Below are 14,741 nucleotides of genomic sequence, written 5' to 3' on the forward strand. Positions count from 1 at the left end.
GTCTACGAAACCTACTGGACCACCGGGCGGGGCGTGGAGGCGTTGATGACCACCTACCACGCCCTGGACCTCACGGTGTACGGCCGGCAAGAGAACTGGGAAAACTCGCCTGAAGGCTGGCCGCGGGTCACCGGGCACCCGTGGCGTCTCGACGGCCGCCCCACCGCGCAATGGTCACGCCCCGGCGTCGCACCGCGATGACGTCCTGATGATCAAGGTGATCATGCTCGGGTCGGCCGCGGTGTCAGCCTGCTGCTGCGTCGTGCTGCGGGCGGGCGCTTCCCGCGGAGCCCGAATGCTTGCGGGTGCGATGGTGGCTGTCATGGTCGCGGTGACCCTCGACGCCGCACCGGTTGTGCAGTACGCGGGCACGCTGCTGCTCCTGGCCTTGGCGGTGGCAATCGTCGTCGGCGATCCGACCGGGCGCGGCCCGGAGGTGGAGTGGCACCGTGTGGCCGGGGCCGTGCTCATGGCGCTCGCCGTGCTGATGCATCAACACGGCGAGTCGATGGCTACCCACCACATGGCCGCCGGGCCCCGGACGGACCACGGCAACGTCACCGTCCATGACGCGGCGCTCGTGTTGCTACGCGCCGCCACGGCGGCTTACCTCTGCTGGATGGCGACCGCACTCGTCCGGCTGCGCCATTGGCCGATCACGGACCTGCTCCGTTGGGAGCACCTGGCCATGGGGGCAAGCCTCGCGGCCATGATCTTCTTCATGAGCTGACCGAGTAAGCCAGCCGGCAGATCAAATGACGTTGGAGTACTGGCGCCGTCTGCTGAAATCCCGTCTGGGGCCGTTCCACCCTCTCGTCTGGTTCCTATCCGGCTGTCGCCGTCTGCGACTCAGGCGATTTGTTCCCGTTTCTGGTGTGCGGAGGGTCATTGCCGAGGGGTGCCGGAGAGAAGCGGACGACCATCGTCCGCCCGTGCTACGGTTCACGGGCCGGACGATAGTCGTCCGCTTGCTGTTCGCCGTGTGGGGCGCAGCAAACCCAGGAATCCCCTGTCGGTGCCGGTCGGCCCTGCGCCTCTGTCCAGGAGGTGCGGAGCCGACCCCGCACCGGCGCGGGACGGAAGGAACCACGTCATGAACCAGGAAAGCCGGATGGCGATGCGCTACCGGGTCGCCGGAGCGGCCGCCGCCGCCGCGTTGCTCGTCGGTGGTGGGTTCGGCGCGTCCGCCCTCACCTCCGCGTCCGCGAGCGCACACGACCAGTCGGGGAGCGGCTCCACCAGGGGCGTTGCCGAACGGGTGCAGCGGCTCGAGGACATCGAGGAGATCCACCAGCTCAAGGCCCGCTACTTCCGCTTCGTGGACGAGAAGAAGCACGACGAACTGGCCAAGCTGTTCACCCCGAACGCCAAGCTCGTGACCGACGGGATCGAGTGGAAGTCGCCGGAGGAGTTCGCGTACACGATCCGTGACCTCACCGGCGCCGCACCCTCCGCCCACTCGGGAGCCATGCCGGAGATCACCATCACGGGGCCGAACACGGCGACCGGGATCTGGTCGATGGAGGACATCCTGACCTTCCCGGCCGGTCCGGACGCCCCCGAGGGGCACAACGGCTACGGGCAGTACCGCGAGACGTATCAGAAGGTCGACGGGAAGTGGCTGATCGACTCGGTGCTGCTGACCCGGTTCTGGATGGACCCGCTGCCCGCCTGGACCCCTTCGGCCCAGACCGCGACCCCTCCGGCGACCGGCAAGTAGTCGTCCGCGCCTGCCGGTCCGGCGCGCCCTGGTCGGCGCGCCGCGGCCGGCCCGCCACCACCCCCGGGTCCGTGGACAAACGCACCCGGATTCGGCACCCCCGTCTGCGATCTGCACCACGAGAGGAATGTTGTCGTGCGAGCTGTTGGTCTTCACGAGTTCGGCGGGCCCGAGGTACTGCGGGTCATCGAACTGCCGGAACCGCACGCCGGGCCCGGTGAGGTCCGGGTCCGGGTGCACGCGGCCGCGGTCAACCCGTCGGACACGCTGCTGCGCTCGGGTGTCCACGCGCGGGCCCTGACCGGGGTGCCCGGGCCGTACGTGCCCGGGATGGACATCGCGGGTGTGGTCGACGAGATCGGCCCCGGGACGGAGACCGACCTGTCGGTCGGTGACCGGGTGATGGCGATGCTCCTGCCGGTGACCCCGACCCCCGACGGGGCCCTCGAGAACAGCCGTGGCGGTTACCAGGAGTACGTGGTGCGGCCGGCCGGCTGGGTCGTCCCCGCCCCGGCCGGCACGAGTCACGAGGCGGCGGCCACGCTGCCGATGAACGCGTTGACCGCGCTGCTGACGCTCGACCAGCTGGCACTTGCGCCGGGCTCGACCCTGGTCGTGGTCGGGGCCGCCGGGGCGCTCGGCAGCTACCTGGTCCAGTTGGCCAGCAACGCCGGGCTGACGGTGGTCGCCGACGCGGCCCCGGCCGACGAGGCCCTGGTCCGGGAATCCGGTGCGGCCGTCGTGGTGGCGAGGGGCGCCGAGGTCGTCGACGACATCCGGGCGCACTTCCCGGACGGTGTGGACGCGGTCGCGGACATCGCGCTGCTCGGGACCCGGATGTTCGACGTCGTGCGGGACGGCGGCAGCCTGGTCCGGATTCGCCAGGCCGACGAACCCGGCGGCTACCAGGCCGAGAGCACCCGGGGGATCAAGGTGTTGTCACCGTTCGTGCCCGACTACGCGGGCCGGCCGGACAAGTTGGACGAGGTCCGTCGTCTCGCCGAGGCAGGCGTGCTCATCCCGCGGGTGGCGGACACCCTGCCCGCCGCCGAGGCCCCCGAGGCGCACCGCCGGTTCGCCGCCGGCGGTGTCCGTGGCCGGCTCGTACTCACCTTCTGAGTCACCCAGCCCGAACCACTCATCCAGAAACAACACAGACAAGGATCAACTGTGTCCACCCGTTTTGCAGACAAGGTCATTCTGGTCACCGGTGCCACCTCCGGCATGGGGCGGGCCCTGACGGAGCGCGTCGCCGTCGAGGGCGCGAAGGTCGTCCTGGCGGCCCGCGGCAGGGAGGCCGGCGAGACGTTCCTCGCCGAACTGCGGTCCGCCGGGCGGGAGGCCATCTTCGTGCCGACCGACGTGACGGTCGCCGCCGAGATGGAACGGCTGGTCGGGCGGGCGGTCGACCACTACGGCCGGCTCGACGGTGCCTTCAACAACGTCGGCGCGGCCACCGCGTACGGCCCGGTCACCGAGGTAAGCGAGCAGGCCTGGGGTGCCGAACTGGCCCTCAACCTCAACAGTGTCTTCTACGGCCTGAAGTACCAGATCCCCGCGCTGCAGGCCTCCGGCGGCGGTTCGATCGTGAACAACGCCTCCAACGTCGGTGTCACCGGTATGGCGGGCATGGCCGCCTACAGCGCGGCCAAGCACGGTGTCGTCGGGCTCACCCGGTCGGCGGCACTCGACGTGGCGACCACCGGCGTGCGGGTCAACGCGCTCGTCACCGGCGGTGTCGACACCCCGCTGCTGCGGGGCGCGATGGGCCCGAACCCGGAGGAGGCGTTGCGTGCCGCCGGCGCCATGCACCCGGTGGGCCGGATCGGACGGCCCGAGGAGATCGCCGCCCTGGCGGCCTTCCTGCTCAGCGACGAAGCCCCGTTCGTCACCGGCGCGGCGCTCGCTATCGACGGCGGTCTGACCGCCGCCTGACACGTGGACCGGCCCCGGACGGCCGTCGCTCCGGGCTGGGACGTGGCTACCGTGCTGCCTTCGGTGCGCCCCGGCCCGGGTCGATCCGGGCCGGCCCACCCGCCGACGGGCGTACGTCGAAGTCGAACATCGCGGTCGGCAGGTAGATGGTGGCGCAGGAGTTCGGGATGTCCACCACCCCGGAGAACCGCCCCTCGATCGGCGCCGCCCCGAGGATCAGGTACGCCTGCTCCGGGGCGTACCCGAACGCCGTCAGGTAGTCGATGGCGTGCAGGCAGGCCCGCTGGAAGGCCAGTTGTGAGTCGAGGTACCGCTGCTCGCCGTCGGTGGTGACGGAGATGCCGGAGAACGCCAACCACTCGCTGTACTGCGGGGCGACGTTGCCCGGCAGAAAGACGGTGTTCTCGGTGACCCCGTACGTCGCCATCCCGCCCTTGAGCACCTCGACCCGCAGGTCGACGAAACCACCCATCTCGATCGCGCCGCAGAAGGTGATCTCGCCGTCGCCCTGGGAGAAGTGCAGGTCACCGACGGAGAGGTTGGCTCCGGGGACGTACACCGGGTAGAAGACCCGGGTCCCCTTGGTCAGGTTCTTGATGTCCTGGTTGCCGCCGTTCTCCCGGGGCGGGGCGGTCCGGGCGGCCTCTGCCGCGACCCGGTCGAAGTCGGCGCCGCGCAGCGAGCCGAGGATCGCGCCGTCCGGCAGCGGGGGCAACGACAGTGGCGGCACCCGGTCCGGGTCGGTGGCCCGCAGCGCACCCTCCCGGGCGTTCCACCTCGCCAACAGGTCCGCCGACGGGGCGGTGCCCATCAGCCCGGGGTGGATCATCCCGGTGAAGCTGACCCCGGGGATGTGCCGCGACGTCGCCCGCTGGCCGGTGAAGTCCCAGATCGCCTTGTACGCGTCCGGGAACTGGTCGGTGAGGAAGCCGCCGCCGTTGTCCCGGGCGAAGATGCCGGTGTACCCCCAGCCCTGGCCGGCGAGCGGGCCGGAGTCCTCCTGCGGGACCGGGCCGACGTCGAGGATGTCGACGACCAGCAGGTCACCGGGTTCGGCGCCCCGTACGGCGAACGGGCCGCTGAGCGCGTGCACGATCTCCAGCGGCGCGTGCCGTACGTCGTCCGCCGAGTCGTCGTTGTGGATGTGGCCGTCGAACCACTCCCGGCAGTGCACCCGGAACGACTGACCGGGGCGGACCTCCGCCACCGGTGGGATGTCGGGGTGCCATCGGTTGTGGCCGATGATCTGCTGTTCGGTGAAACTCTTCGTCGACTCCAGTGGAAACAGGACCTCGGGCATCGCCGGTTCCCTTCGCCGTCAGTCGGGCCGGGGCAGTCGGGCCTGCCCGGGATGGGCCGGCCGGCGTACCTCCCGGTGGGAGCGGGCCGGGTGCGGACCGCCCGGCCGACCGGGAATCCGGGTCACCACCTCGGGTGTCTCGGCGGTGCGTCCGGTCCGGTCGAGCGCCGCGACCAGCGCGCGGGGCAGGGCGCCGAGCATCGGCGGGGCGAAGACCCGGACCGCGTCGCCGCCACAGCTGGGGCAGCGGCCGGCCGGGGTCGCCTCGCCGATCGGGAACCGCAGTGGGAAGACGCCGTCCCGGGGACACCGGTAGTCGTACGTCGGCACGGCTCAAGGATCGGACGAAGGTGATCGACCGCGCAGCCCAATCGCGCAAGTCGGGGCTGCTGGTGCGGACGGGACGACTGTGACGACGGCGGCGGAGCGGCGTTCAGTCGACGACCCGGACGTCCTTCCAGAAGGCGACCCGGTCGCGGACCATCTCGGCCGCCGGCAACGGATCCGGGTAGTACCAGACGGCATCGTCGCTGCGTCGGCCGTCGTGTTCGAGACTGTAGTAGGACGCGGTCCCCTTCCAGGGGCAGACGGTGTGGGTGTCGGAGTCGCGCAGCAGGTCCTCGCGCAGGGCGGCGCGGGGGAAGTAGTGGTTGCCCTCCACCAGCACGGTGTCCGGGCTCTCGGCGACGACCAGGTCGTTCCAGACGGCTTTCGGCATGACCACCAGCCTATTCCGGCCCGCCGCCGGTCGGCCGCCGCTGCGGGTCGGGCCACCTCCGGGTACGGGACGGGTCGATGAACGGCGGATCACGCTCCGGTGAAGAAAAGCGCCGACCTCGGGAAAGATATCGACGAATATTGACAGACGATCGTCGTCCAGCCATCCTCGTCGATATTCGTTTCCGCCCGGTTCGGAGGACCCCTTGTTCGGACGTACCGTGAGAATCGTCGCGGCGCTCACCATGGCGGCCGCGGCGACGCTCGTCGCCACCGTGACGACCGCCGCCCCCGCCCACGCCGACGGCTGCTACACCTGGGGCCGGACGCTCTCCTCCGGCATGTCCGGGGAGGACGTCCGCCAGTTGCAGATCCGGGTCTCCGGCTACCCCGGCTACGGCAACGTGCTCGCCATCGACGGCGCCTACGGACCGGCGACCCGCGACGCCGTGGTCCGCTTCCAGCAGGCGTACGGGCTGGGCGCCGACGGCATCGCCGGGCCGCAGACGTTCAACCGGATCTACGCCCTCCAGGACGACGACTGCACCCCGGTCAACTTCAGCTACGCCGAGTTGAACGACTGCAACTCCGACTGGTCCGGCGGTGCCGTCTCGGCCGCCCAGGCCCGGGCGAACGCGCTTGTCAACATGTGGAAGCTGCAGGCGATGCGACACGCCCTCGGCGACCAGCAGATCAGGGTGACCAGCGCGTTCCGCAGCCACGCCTGCAACAACGCGGTCGGCGGTTCGGCCACCAGCCGCCACCTGTACGGCGACGCGGTAGACCTCGGCGCCGGCCCGCACACCCTCTGTCGGCTCGCCCAGCAGGCCCGTAACCACGGTTGGCGGGAGATCCTCGGTCCCGGCTACCCCGGACACAGCGACCACACGCACGTCGCGCACAAGTCGTCCCGTACCTGGTCGGCGAGTTCCTGCGGCGTCTCCTGACGCCGGAGCCGGGTCCACCGACGCTCCGGTGGACCCGGCCGCGTCGGTGGACCCGGCGGACCTGCCGCGTCTTGGACCCGGCGGACCTGCCGCAGGGCCGGGCGGTCAGTCGTCCGGCCCGCTGTCGGGTCCGGCCGGGGCGCGGGTCGGAACCGGCAGGCCGTCCTGGTAGGCCGCCGCGAACGCCTCGACGGCGGCGTCGGTGCCGGCCCGGTCACCGGTGGCGAGCAGGTCGAGCAGTAGGCCCCGGATCACCGCCAGACCGAGCCGGGCGTGGGTCCGGGCCACCTCCGCCGGTACGCCCCAGCGCCCGGCCAGGTCGACGTTGAGGTCGAGCCAGCTCTCCACGACCCCGTCCAGCAGCGGTGCCGTACCCGGCCGTCCCTGCAGTGCCTGGCCGTACAACTCGAAGAAGAGACGTTCCAGGGGCCAGAGCGCCGGATCGGCGAGGTGGTGCCACATGGCCCGGATGGCGTCCGCCGGCGAGGCGACCGGGTCGCGGGTGAGTGTGGTCAGCACTGCCCGCTGCCGCTCCTCGACGTGTCGGACCACCTCGACGAGCAGGCCCTCCATCGAGCCGAAGTGGTAGATCAGCATCCGGTGGCTGGTGCCGATGTCGGCGGCCAGGCCGCGCAGGCTCAGTCCGCCGACCCCGTGTCCCGCGAGGTGCTCGACGGCACGGGAGAGCAGTCGGTTCCGTGACTCAGAGCGCATGTACCATACGGTACATGTACCAGGTGGTACATGCGACGGGAGGCGCGAAATGGCGCGACAGCGCATCGACGTACGGGTCCACACCACCGCCGGTCCGGAGACCGTGTACGCCCTGCTCGTCGACGGGTCCACCTGGCCGGACTGGTCACCGCTCGGCTCCTTCGAGCTGGAACACCCCGGCGCGGACGAGCCCGAGGGGGTTGGCGCGATCCGGGTCTTCCGTACCGGTCGGGTGACCAGCCGGGAGCGGGTGGTTGCCCGGGAGCCGGGGCGCCGGTTCAGCTACGAACTCCTCTCCGGACTGCCGTTGCGTGGCTACCACGCCGATGTCGACCTCAGCTCCGACGGGGCGGGGACGACCATCCGCTGGCACTCCTCGTTCACCGCCGCGGTGCCCGGCACCGGTTGGCTCTACCGGCGGGCCCTCGGCCGCTTCATCCGCCGGTGCGCCGAGGGACTGGCCACCCGGGCCGCCTCCTCCTGACCCGCCGCCCGGCGGTATCCGCCGGTCGGCGCTCCGGTCGACCCGCCCGCCGAGTGGTACCCCGACGGGCGGAGCGTCGGATCGGCGACCACCACGGACGGTGCGCGGCTGACGTCGGCCCGGTTCATTTATCATGGCGCCGGACTGCGCCGCCGATTCCGCGGCGACAGCTCCGACGATCGGGGAATTCCCCGGCAATCGGGGAAGAAATGTCTTCGGGAGAAGGTCACATGAGCACCGGGGTTGAAACCTTCGAGTTCCAGGCCGAGGCGCGGCAGCTCCTGCAGTTGATGGTCCACTCCATCTATTCGAACAAGGACATCTTCCTGCGGGAACTCATCTCCAACGCCTCCGACGCGCTGGACAAGCTGCGACTGGAGGCGTACTCCGACAAGGATCTCGAGGTCGACACCTCGGACCTGCACATCGAGATCGAGGTCGACAAGGAGGGCCGTACCCTCACCGTCCGGGACAACGGCATCGGCATGTCCCGCGACGAGGTGATCATCCTCATCGGCACCATCGCGAAGTCCGGAACCGCCGAACTCCTGCAGAAGATCCGGGAGTCGAAGGACGCGGCCGGGTCCCAGGACCTCATCGGCCAGTTCGGCGTCGGTTTCTACAGCAGTTTCATGGTCGCCGACAGGGTGACCCTGCTGACCCGCCGGGCGGGGGAGAGCACGGCCACCCGCTGGGAGTCCGACGGCGGCGCGACGTACGTCGTCGAGACGGTCGACGACGCACCCCAGGGCACCTCGGTCACCCTGCACCTGCGGCCGAAGGACGAGGAGGACCAGCTCTTCGACTACACGGCCGAGTGGAAGATCCGCGAGATCGTCAAGCGCTACTCCGACTTCATCGCCTGGCCGATTCGGACGACCGTCGAGAAGACCGACGACGAGGGCAAGACCACCTCCGAGATCCAGACGCTGAATTCGATGAAGGCGCTCTGGGCCCGGCCCCGGGACGAGGTCAAGCAGGACGAGTACAACGAGTTCTACCGGCACCTCAGCCACGACTGGACCGACCCGCTGGAGACCATCCACATGCGGGCCGAGGGCACCTTCGAGTACGAGAGCCTGCTGTTCATCCCGTCCCGGGCGCCGTACGACCTGTTCATGCGCAACGCCAAGCGTGGCGTGCAGCTGTACGTCAAGCGGGTCTTCATCATGGACGACTGCCAGGAACTCATGCCGGAGTACCTGCGGTTCGTCAAGGGTGTGGTCGACGCCCAGGACCTGTCGCTGAACATCTCGCGGGAGATCCTCCAGCAGGACCGGCACATCCAGCTGATGCGCCGCCGGCTGGTGAAGAAGGTCCTCTCCACGGTCAAGGACCTGCAGGCCAACCACGCCGAGCGGTACCAGACGTTCTGGCGGGAGTTCGGCCGGGCGGTCAAGGAGGGTCTGCTGGGCGACTTCGACAACCAGAACACCATCCTGGAGATCTCCTCGTTCGCCTCCACCCACGACCCGGAGCAGCTCACCACGCTCGCCGGGTACGTCGAGCGGATGAAGGAGGGGCAGACCGAGATCTACTACATGACCGGCGAGTCCCGGTCGATGATCGAGAACTCGCCGCACATGGAGGCGTTCCGGGCCAAGGGCTACGAGGTGCTGCTGCTCACCGACCCGGTCGACGAGATGTGGGTCGACGCGGTGCCGAACTTCGACGGCAAGCGCTTCCAGTCGATCGCCAAGGGGCAGGTCGACCTCGACACCGACGAGGAGAAGGAGCAGGCCGGCGCCGAGCGCGAGCAGCGGGAGAAGGACTTCGCCGACCTGCTCAGCTGGCTGACCAGCACCCTCTCCGAGCAGGTCAAGGAGGTGCGTCTGTCGTCCCGGCTGACCACCTCGCCGGCCTGCATCGTCGGTGACGCCGAGGACATCACCCCGACCCTGGAGAAGATGTACCGGGCGATGGGCCAGGAGGTGCCGCAGGTCAAGCGCATCCTCGAAGTCAACCCCAGCCACCCGCTGGTGACCGCCCTCCGCGAGACACACGCCGCCCGCCCCGACGACACCGGCCTCGCCGAGACCGCCGAGCTGCTGCACGGCATGGCGCTGCTCGCCGAGGGTGGCGAACTCGGCGACCCGGCCCGGTTCACCCGCCTGCTCGCCGACCGGCTGGCCCGTACCCTCTGAGCGGCCAGGAAGGGGCCCTTATCATCGTTTTCGGTCAGGAAGGGCCCCTTCCTGACACCTTCTGCGACGGGTGGGCCGATGACCGGCACCGTACTGCTCACCGGAGCGACCAGCGGACCGGTGATCCGGTGCCGACCGCCACGGCGCAGTGTGGGAGGGCCGTCGACCGGGTAATCCGGGTCGCCATGAGCACCCAGGTCACCGCCGGTTCCGGCGTCGCCGTACCCGCCACCCCGGCCGCCGTCGGCAGCCCGGCCGGGCCCGTTACCCCGGCCGCCGTCGGCAGCCCGGCCGGGCCCGTTACCCCGGCCGCCGTCGGCACCGTCGCCGTTGTCGCGCACCGGAAGAAGACCCTCGGCGGCGGCCTCGACGAACTCCGCGCCCGGCTGCGCGGCGCCGGAGTCGAGAACCTGCTCTGGTACGAGATGCCGAAGAGCCGCAAGGCACCGAAGAAGGTCCGCAAGGCGCTGAAGAAGGGCGCCGAACTGGTCTTCGTCTGGGGCGGAGACGGCATGGTGCAGCGCTGCGCCGACACGCTCGCCGGCTCCGACGCGGCGATGGCGATCCTGCCCGCCGGCACCGCGAACCTGCTCGCCGCCGACCTCGACATCCCGACCGACCTGGCCGAGGCGGTCCGGATCGGGCTGACCGGCCCGCGTCGCCGGCTCGACCTCGGCAGACTCAACGGGGAACACTTCGCGGTGATGGCCGGGGCCGGCTTCGACGGCGAGCTGATCCGGGACGCCGACCGGGCGCTCAAGGACCGGCTCGGCCGGTTGGCGTACGTCTGGACCGGGCTGCGGCACGTCCGCTCCGAGACCACCCGGATGCGGATCCGGGTCGACGGGACCGAGTGGTTCGACGGCGAGGCGAGCTGCGTCCTGTTCGGCAACGTCGGCACGATCACCGGCGGCATTCCCGCCTTCGACGACGCCGAGCCGGACAACGGCTGCCTCGAGGTCGGGGTGGCGACCGCGAACGGCGTACGGGAGTGGGTCCGGACCCTGGGCCGGATGGCGGTCGGCCGCTCCGACGAGTCACCGTTCGTCCGGATCACCCGGGGGCACAAGGTGCGGGTCGACGTCGCCGAACCGACGCGGTACGAGCTGGACGGCGGGGCCCGGAAGCGGGTGACCCGGCTCAAGGTCAGGGTGGTGCCCGGCGGGCTGACCGTCTGCGTACCCGGGGTTCCGGGGGCGACCGTATCGGGGCGTTAGCAGACGGCGTCCGTCGATGGCGAGACCTAGATTTTTGATCAACGGCTCGGTACGGTCCGGCTGGGGAGGGCCGGGAATTCCACCACCATGGACGGTTCGACCCCGTTCGGCGATCGGCGCGCCGGCATGACCTGCACACCGCCAGATCGGAAGGATCCGCCATGGCATCCGAGACATCTTCCGTCCCCCACTCCCGTGGGCTGAGCCGCCGCGGCGTACTCGGGCTCTCCGCCTGCGCCGCCGCCACCGCGATCTCGGTCGCCGGCCCGTTCACCGGCATGGCCCAGGCCGCCCACGGCGGTCCGGTGCACGACGCGCGCGGCCGGCGACTGCCGGTCGGCTGGATCGGCATCCAGCTCTACTCCATCCGCACCGATCCGGCGCCGTTCGCCGAGAAGCTGCCCAAGCTCGCCCAGCTCGGCTTCAAGGAGATCGAGTTCGCCGGGTACGGGACGGTGACCAGCGACGCCGACATCCTCGCCATCCGGAAGATCCTCGACGACAACGGGCTGACGGCGGTCGGCTCGCACGTCGGCTTCAACACGCTCTGGGGCGACCTGACCCGGCAGCTCGACATCGCCGAGATGCTCGGCATGCGGTACATCGGTACCGCCGACGCCCCGACCGGCAGCCGGTACGCCCCGGACTGGCGGGTCGCGGCGGACCGTTACAACGCGGTCGGTGGCGCGGCCAAGGCCCGGGGTCTGAAGTTCTACCAGCACAACCACGACGGGGAGTACAACTTCCTGCTCGACGCCGGGCCGGTTGACGCCAACGGCCGGCCGACCCGGTCCAGCGGGCAGCGGGGGCTGGAATACTTCTTCACGCTCACCGACCCGGAGCTGGTCTGGTTCGAGATGGACATCTACTGGGCGTACCAGGCCCAGGTACGGTTCACGTCGTACGTCGACGAGGGCGGGGCGACCCGGCGGGACGTCTTCGACCCGATCCGGACCATCGGCCGGCAGCAGGAGCGGTTCCCGCTCTTCCACGTCAAGGACGGCTATCTCAACGCCGAGGGCACCAGCCTGGTGATGACCAACTTCGGTATCCCGAACGGCTACATCCCGTTCGAACGCTTCTTCGGCAGCCTCCGGTCGATCGACCGGCACCACTACATCTGGGAGAACGACAACGCCGGCAACACCCCACCCGAGGAGGGCGGCGTGTGGGGCGGCACCGAGAGCAGCTACGACAACATGCGGGCACTTCGCTTCTGAGCTGCTGAGCGGCCCGCCCGGGCTTCCCCGGCGCCGCGCGCTCCCGCCGGCCGGGGCAGGTCGTCACGATCCCAGATCGGACAGACCTGCCCCGGCCGGCGGCGCCACCTGTCCGGCGGAAACCCTGTCCAGCTTCCGCTCGGTCAACACCCGGTCCCGCCACCCGGTCAGGAAACGTAGCGCCTCGGCACGTCCGCCCTGCTGCCAGGCCTGGTCGAGCCCCTCGTAGAAGGCGATCCTCGCCGCCCGATGTCGGGCGCCGGCGGCGGACCGGGGGGCGCTGCCGACGCGGCACAGCGCGGCGAGTTCCCGCGCCGGCTCGACTGGCGACGCCGTGCCGGTGACCACCCGCCAGCCCGGTGCCTGGTGCCAGTGGGTACGGCGCCGGTCCGGCGCCTGGGCGAAGTCGCGTTCGGCGACCTCGGCGAGGCGTTCGGCCGGCCAGCGATCGAGCACCGGCAGGCCGCTGTCCAGGACGAACCGCCGGACGTGATCGGCGGCCTCGTCGGAGAGCAGATCCACCGTCCGTGGCCCGGACCGGACCTCGTCCATCCGGATGCCGTACGTCATGACCCGGCCGGCGTCGGCGGTCACCAGCGGCTGCACCCCGGCCGACAGCCAGCCTGCCGGGCGGCTGGGCGAGCCGTCGTACCCGATCCAGGCCAGCGACCAGTCGAACGGTTCCCGGACCAGCAGCGTGCCGACCCCGGTGCCGCGGATCGACCATTCGCCGGGCAGTTCGGGCCGCAACTCGGCGAGGATCCGGCGCCACCGTCGGGCCCGCTCGGCAGCGGACATGACAACCTCCCGGGGTACGTCTTCCGAATCCTGGTCGGGCGAGTCGTCCGCTCCGGTCGTACCGCCCCGGGGCAACACCGTACCGGTGACCTGGCGTCGTCGCGTCATCGCCGAATCTCCTCGTGGAATTTCCACATCGGGATGTGGTGCGTCGACTCTTTCCATTCTGAAACGTCTCCGCGCCGTTGGTTCGTCGTCCATTCCTGCGGGTGGTTGCGATGTCCTCCATGATGGATGTCAATGCTCTAGGGTGGGTGGCGCCTCACAGGCATCGGCGCCTGTCGACGTGCTGTGGGGAATTCAAATCAGCGATCGGGGAAAGGTGGGGAATCCGTGGGAATCTCGCCATTGGAGTTTCTGCTTCGGGAGATCCGTCGTCGACGACTCGCGGCCGGGCTGACCCAGGCCGCGCTCGGACAGCGGATCCACTTCTCGGACACGCAGATCAGCGGGGTGGAGACCGGCACCAAGCCGGTGAACGAGGGGATGCTCAAGGCGCTGGACCGGGCGTTGGAGACCGGTGGGCTCTTCATCCGACTCTGGGAGGACCTGGTCCGGGACGGGACGCCACCACTCTGGTTCCTGCGCTGGCTGGAGATCGAACGGGAGGCGACCGCCCTGCGCTGGTTCGAGTCGATGTACGTTCCCGGCCCGTTCCAGACCGAGGCGTACGCCCGAGCCACCCTGGCCGGCGAGTCGCACACCCCGGACGAGGTTGACCAGCTCATTGCGGCGCGGCTATCCCGATGGAACATCCTGACCCGGGAACGCCCGCCGCTGCTCGCCGTGGTGATCGACGAGGCGGTGGTCCGGCGCGGCGCGCCGGAGGCGCGGGACATGATGTCCGCCCAGCTGGCCCAACTGCTCTCCTATGGCGAACTGCCGCACGTACGGCTCCAGGTGGTGCCGACCCGGATCGGGATGTATCCCGGCTACGGCGGACCCTTCGTGCTGGCCGACGCCGAGGACGGCCGGCGGTACGCGCATGTGGACGGTCAGCTTGCTGCGCGGATCCGTGCCGAGCCGGCCGACATTGCTACCCTCGCCAGTAGGTGGGAGCGCATCAAGGCGGTGGCACTCCCGGTGGACCAGTCGAAGAAACTCCTCGAAGAGGTGGCGGCATCATGGAGCTGACCGGCGCCAACTGGCGGAAGAGCACCCGCAGCGGCAACAACGGCGGCAACTGTGTCGAGGTCGCCGACAACCTGCCCGGTCGGGTCCTGGTCCGGGACTCCAAGGACCGGAACGGCGGCGTGCTGCGGTTCGCCCCGACCGCCTGGCACTCCTTTGTCCGGCAGGTCGCGCCCCGCTGACCCGTCGAGCTGTACGCGCGCGACGCCCCCCGCCCCGGTCAACCGGTCCGGCACGGGGGCGTCGCCGTTTTCCCGGCTGGCCGTCCCTTGCTACGTCCGCTCGGTACGGCCGCCCACGTCGGATTCGCTACCTGGGCCTGAAGGTGTCAATGCCGAAGCAAGACCTTGTCGGTGCGCTCAACGGCGAATTGGGCCACTCTTCGTCTCTGGTCTTCGTCGCGGGGGGGGTCGG

At 70.3% G+C, this 14,741-nt stretch carries 17 protein-coding genes; 12 read left to right on the forward strand and 5 right to left on the reverse strand.

Going from position 1 to position 14,741, the window contains the following annotated elements; genetic code table 11:
- The 5 genes from ABGB05_RS31725 to ABGB05_RS31745 all read left to right on the forward strand — a co-directional run.
- A partial coding sequence (locus ABGB05_RS31725) for a DUF899 family protein (protein WP_347657629.1) occupies positions 1–201 on the forward strand: 201 nt, incomplete at its 5' end.
- 7 nt (positions 202–208) lie between these two features.
- Entirely contained in the window at positions 209–730 is a 522-nt protein-coding gene (locus ABGB05_RS31730; protein WP_347657630.1) for a hypothetical protein, read from the forward strand.
- Positions 731–1,093: 363 nt separating this feature from the next.
- Positions 1,094–1,720: a nuclear transport factor 2 family protein gene (locus tag ABGB05_RS31735; RefSeq protein ID WP_347657631.1), complete on the forward strand. Its 627-nt coding sequence runs from the start codon at positions 1,094–1,096 to the stop codon at positions 1,718–1,720.
- 135 nt (positions 1,721–1,855) lie between these two features.
- A complete protein-coding gene (locus ABGB05_RS31740; RefSeq protein ID WP_347657632.1) occupies positions 1,856–2,839 on the forward strand; it encodes an NADP-dependent oxidoreductase in 984 nt (327 codons plus the stop codon).
- Positions 2,840–2,890: 51 nt separating this feature from the next.
- Positions 2,891–3,655: an SDR family oxidoreductase gene (locus ABGB05_RS31745; protein ID WP_347657633.1), complete on the forward strand. Its 765-nt coding sequence runs from the start codon at positions 2,891–2,893 to the stop codon at positions 3,653–3,655.
- Positions 3,656–3,701: 46 nt separating this feature from the next.
- Here the strand turns inward: ABGB05_RS31745 and fmdA are convergent, their stop codons facing one another.
- The 3 genes from fmdA to ABGB05_RS31760 all read right to left on the reverse strand — a co-directional run bounded on the left by fmdA (position 3,702) and on the right by ABGB05_RS31760 (position 5,673).
- Entirely contained in the window at positions 3,702–4,955 is a 1,254-nt protein-coding gene (fmdA, locus tag ABGB05_RS31750) for a formamidase (protein ID WP_347657634.1), read from the reverse strand.
- Between the two features lie 18 nt (positions 4,956–4,973).
- Positions 4,974–5,285 carry a zinc ribbon domain-containing protein gene (locus ABGB05_RS31755; protein WP_347657635.1) on the reverse strand — a complete coding sequence of 104 codons (312 nt, stop codon included), beginning with the start codon at positions 5,283–5,285 and terminating at the stop codon, positions 4,974–4,976.
- A gap of 103 nt (positions 5,286–5,388) precedes the next feature.
- Entirely contained in the window at positions 5,389–5,673 is a 285-nt protein-coding gene (locus ABGB05_RS31760) for a DUF427 domain-containing protein (protein ID WP_347657636.1), read from the reverse strand.
- A 220-nt stretch (positions 5,674–5,893) separates the two neighbouring features.
- Here ABGB05_RS31760 and ABGB05_RS31765 point away from each other — a divergent pair, with 220 nt between their 5' ends.
- Positions 5,894–6,619, forward strand: a complete 726-nt coding sequence (locus ABGB05_RS31765; RefSeq protein WP_347657637.1) for a D-Ala-D-Ala carboxypeptidase family metallohydrolase — start codon at positions 5,894–5,896, stop codon at positions 6,617–6,619.
- A gap of 105 nt (positions 6,620–6,724) precedes the next feature.
- Here ABGB05_RS31765 and ABGB05_RS31770 read toward each other — a convergent pair whose 3' ends face one another.
- Complete coding sequence (locus tag ABGB05_RS31770) at positions 6,725–7,333, reverse strand: TetR family transcriptional regulator (RefSeq protein WP_347657638.1); 609 nt, start codon at positions 7,331–7,333, stop codon at positions 6,725–6,727.
- Positions 7,334–7,382: 49 nt separating this feature from the next.
- Here ABGB05_RS31770 and ABGB05_RS31775 point away from each other — a divergent pair, with 49 nt between their 5' ends.
- From ABGB05_RS31775 to ABGB05_RS31790, 4 genes are all read left to right on the forward strand, one after another.
- The gene (locus ABGB05_RS31775) at positions 7,383–7,817 is read left to right on the forward strand and encodes an SRPBCC family protein (protein ID WP_347657639.1); all 435 of its coding nucleotides are present in this window, start codon (positions 7,383–7,385) and stop codon (positions 7,815–7,817) included.
- A gap of 230 nt (positions 7,818–8,047) precedes the next feature.
- On the forward strand, positions 8,048–9,961 hold the full coding sequence (htpG, locus tag ABGB05_RS31780) for a molecular chaperone HtpG (RefSeq protein WP_347657640.1): 1,914 nt from the start codon (positions 8,048–8,050) through the stop codon (positions 9,959–9,961).
- A 185-nt stretch (positions 9,962–10,146) separates the two neighbouring features.
- Positions 10,147–11,178 (forward strand): diacylglycerol kinase family protein, encoded by a 1,032-nt coding sequence (locus ABGB05_RS31785; RefSeq protein WP_347657641.1) that lies wholly within the window; start codon positions 10,147–10,149, stop codon positions 11,176–11,178.
- A 161-nt stretch (positions 11,179–11,339) separates the two neighbouring features.
- Complete coding sequence (locus ABGB05_RS31790) at positions 11,340–12,398, forward strand: sugar phosphate isomerase/epimerase (RefSeq protein WP_347657642.1); 1,059 nt, start codon at positions 11,340–11,342, stop codon at positions 12,396–12,398.
- Positions 12,399–12,461: 63 nt separating this feature from the next.
- Here the strand turns inward: ABGB05_RS31790 and ABGB05_RS31795 are convergent, their stop codons facing one another.
- A complete protein-coding gene (locus ABGB05_RS31795; RefSeq protein ID WP_347657643.1) occupies positions 12,462–13,304 on the reverse strand; it encodes a hypothetical protein in 843 nt (280 codons plus the stop codon).
- Positions 13,305–13,529: 225 nt separating this feature from the next.
- Between ABGB05_RS31795 and ABGB05_RS31800 the strand changes: the two genes are divergently transcribed.
- Both ABGB05_RS31800 and ABGB05_RS31805 read left to right on the forward strand, forming a co-directional pair.
- Positions 13,530–14,330, forward strand: a complete 801-nt coding sequence (locus ABGB05_RS31800) for a helix-turn-helix transcriptional regulator (protein ID WP_347657644.1) — start codon at positions 13,530–13,532, stop codon at positions 14,328–14,330.
- Positions 14,321–14,509, forward strand: a complete 189-nt coding sequence (locus ABGB05_RS31805) for a DUF397 domain-containing protein (protein ID WP_347657645.1) — start codon at positions 14,321–14,323, stop codon at positions 14,507–14,509. Before ABGB05_RS31800 ends, ABGB05_RS31805 begins: the two co-directional genes overlap by 10 nt.
- The last annotated feature ends 232 nt before the right edge of the window (positions 14,510–14,741 follow it).

It is taken from the genome of Plantactinospora sp. B5E13 (assembly GCF_039871775.1).
Taxonomy (GTDB): Bacteria; Actinomycetota; Actinomycetes; order Mycobacteriales; family Micromonosporaceae; genus Plantactinospora.

Bases quoted from the DNA above. Each gene is read 5' to 3' on its own strand.
- ABGB05_RS31805 (WP_347657645.1), top strand. From the start codon at position 14,321: ATGGAGCTGACCGGCGCCAACTGGCGGAAGAGCACCCGCAGCGGCAAC.
- ABGB05_RS31785 (WP_347657641.1), top strand. From the start codon at position 10,147: ATGAGCACCCAGGTCACCGCCGGTTCCGGCGTCGCCGTACCCGCCACC.
- ABGB05_RS31790 (WP_347657642.1), top strand. From the start codon at position 11,340: ATGGCATCCGAGACATCTTCCGTCCCCCACTCCCGTGGGCTGAGCCGC.
- ABGB05_RS31795 (WP_347657643.1), bottom strand. From the start codon at position 13,304: ATGACGCGACGACGCCAGGTCACCGGTACGGTGTTGCCCCGGGGCGGT.
- ABGB05_RS31770 (WP_347657638.1), bottom strand. From the start codon at position 7,333: ATGCGCTCTGAGTCACGGAACCGACTGCTCTCCCGTGCCGTCGAGCAC.
- ABGB05_RS31735 (WP_347657631.1), top strand. From the start codon at position 1,094: ATGAACCAGGAAAGCCGGATGGCGATGCGCTACCGGGTCGCCGGAGCG.
- fmdA (WP_347657634.1), bottom strand. From the start codon at position 4,955: ATGCCCGAGGTCCTGTTTCCACTGGAGTCGACGAAGAGTTTCACCGAA.
- htpG (WP_347657640.1), top strand. From the start codon at position 8,048: ATGAGCACCGGGGTTGAAACCTTCGAGTTCCAGGCCGAGGCGCGGCAG.
- ABGB05_RS31760 (WP_347657636.1), bottom strand. From the start codon at position 5,673: ATGCCGAAAGCCGTCTGGAACGACCTGGTCGTCGCCGAGAGCCCGGAC.
- ABGB05_RS31775 (WP_347657639.1), top strand. From the start codon at position 7,383: ATGGCGCGACAGCGCATCGACGTACGGGTCCACACCACCGCCGGTCCG.
- ABGB05_RS31730 (WP_347657630.1), top strand. From the start codon at position 209: ATGATCAAGGTGATCATGCTCGGGTCGGCCGCGGTGTCAGCCTGCTGC.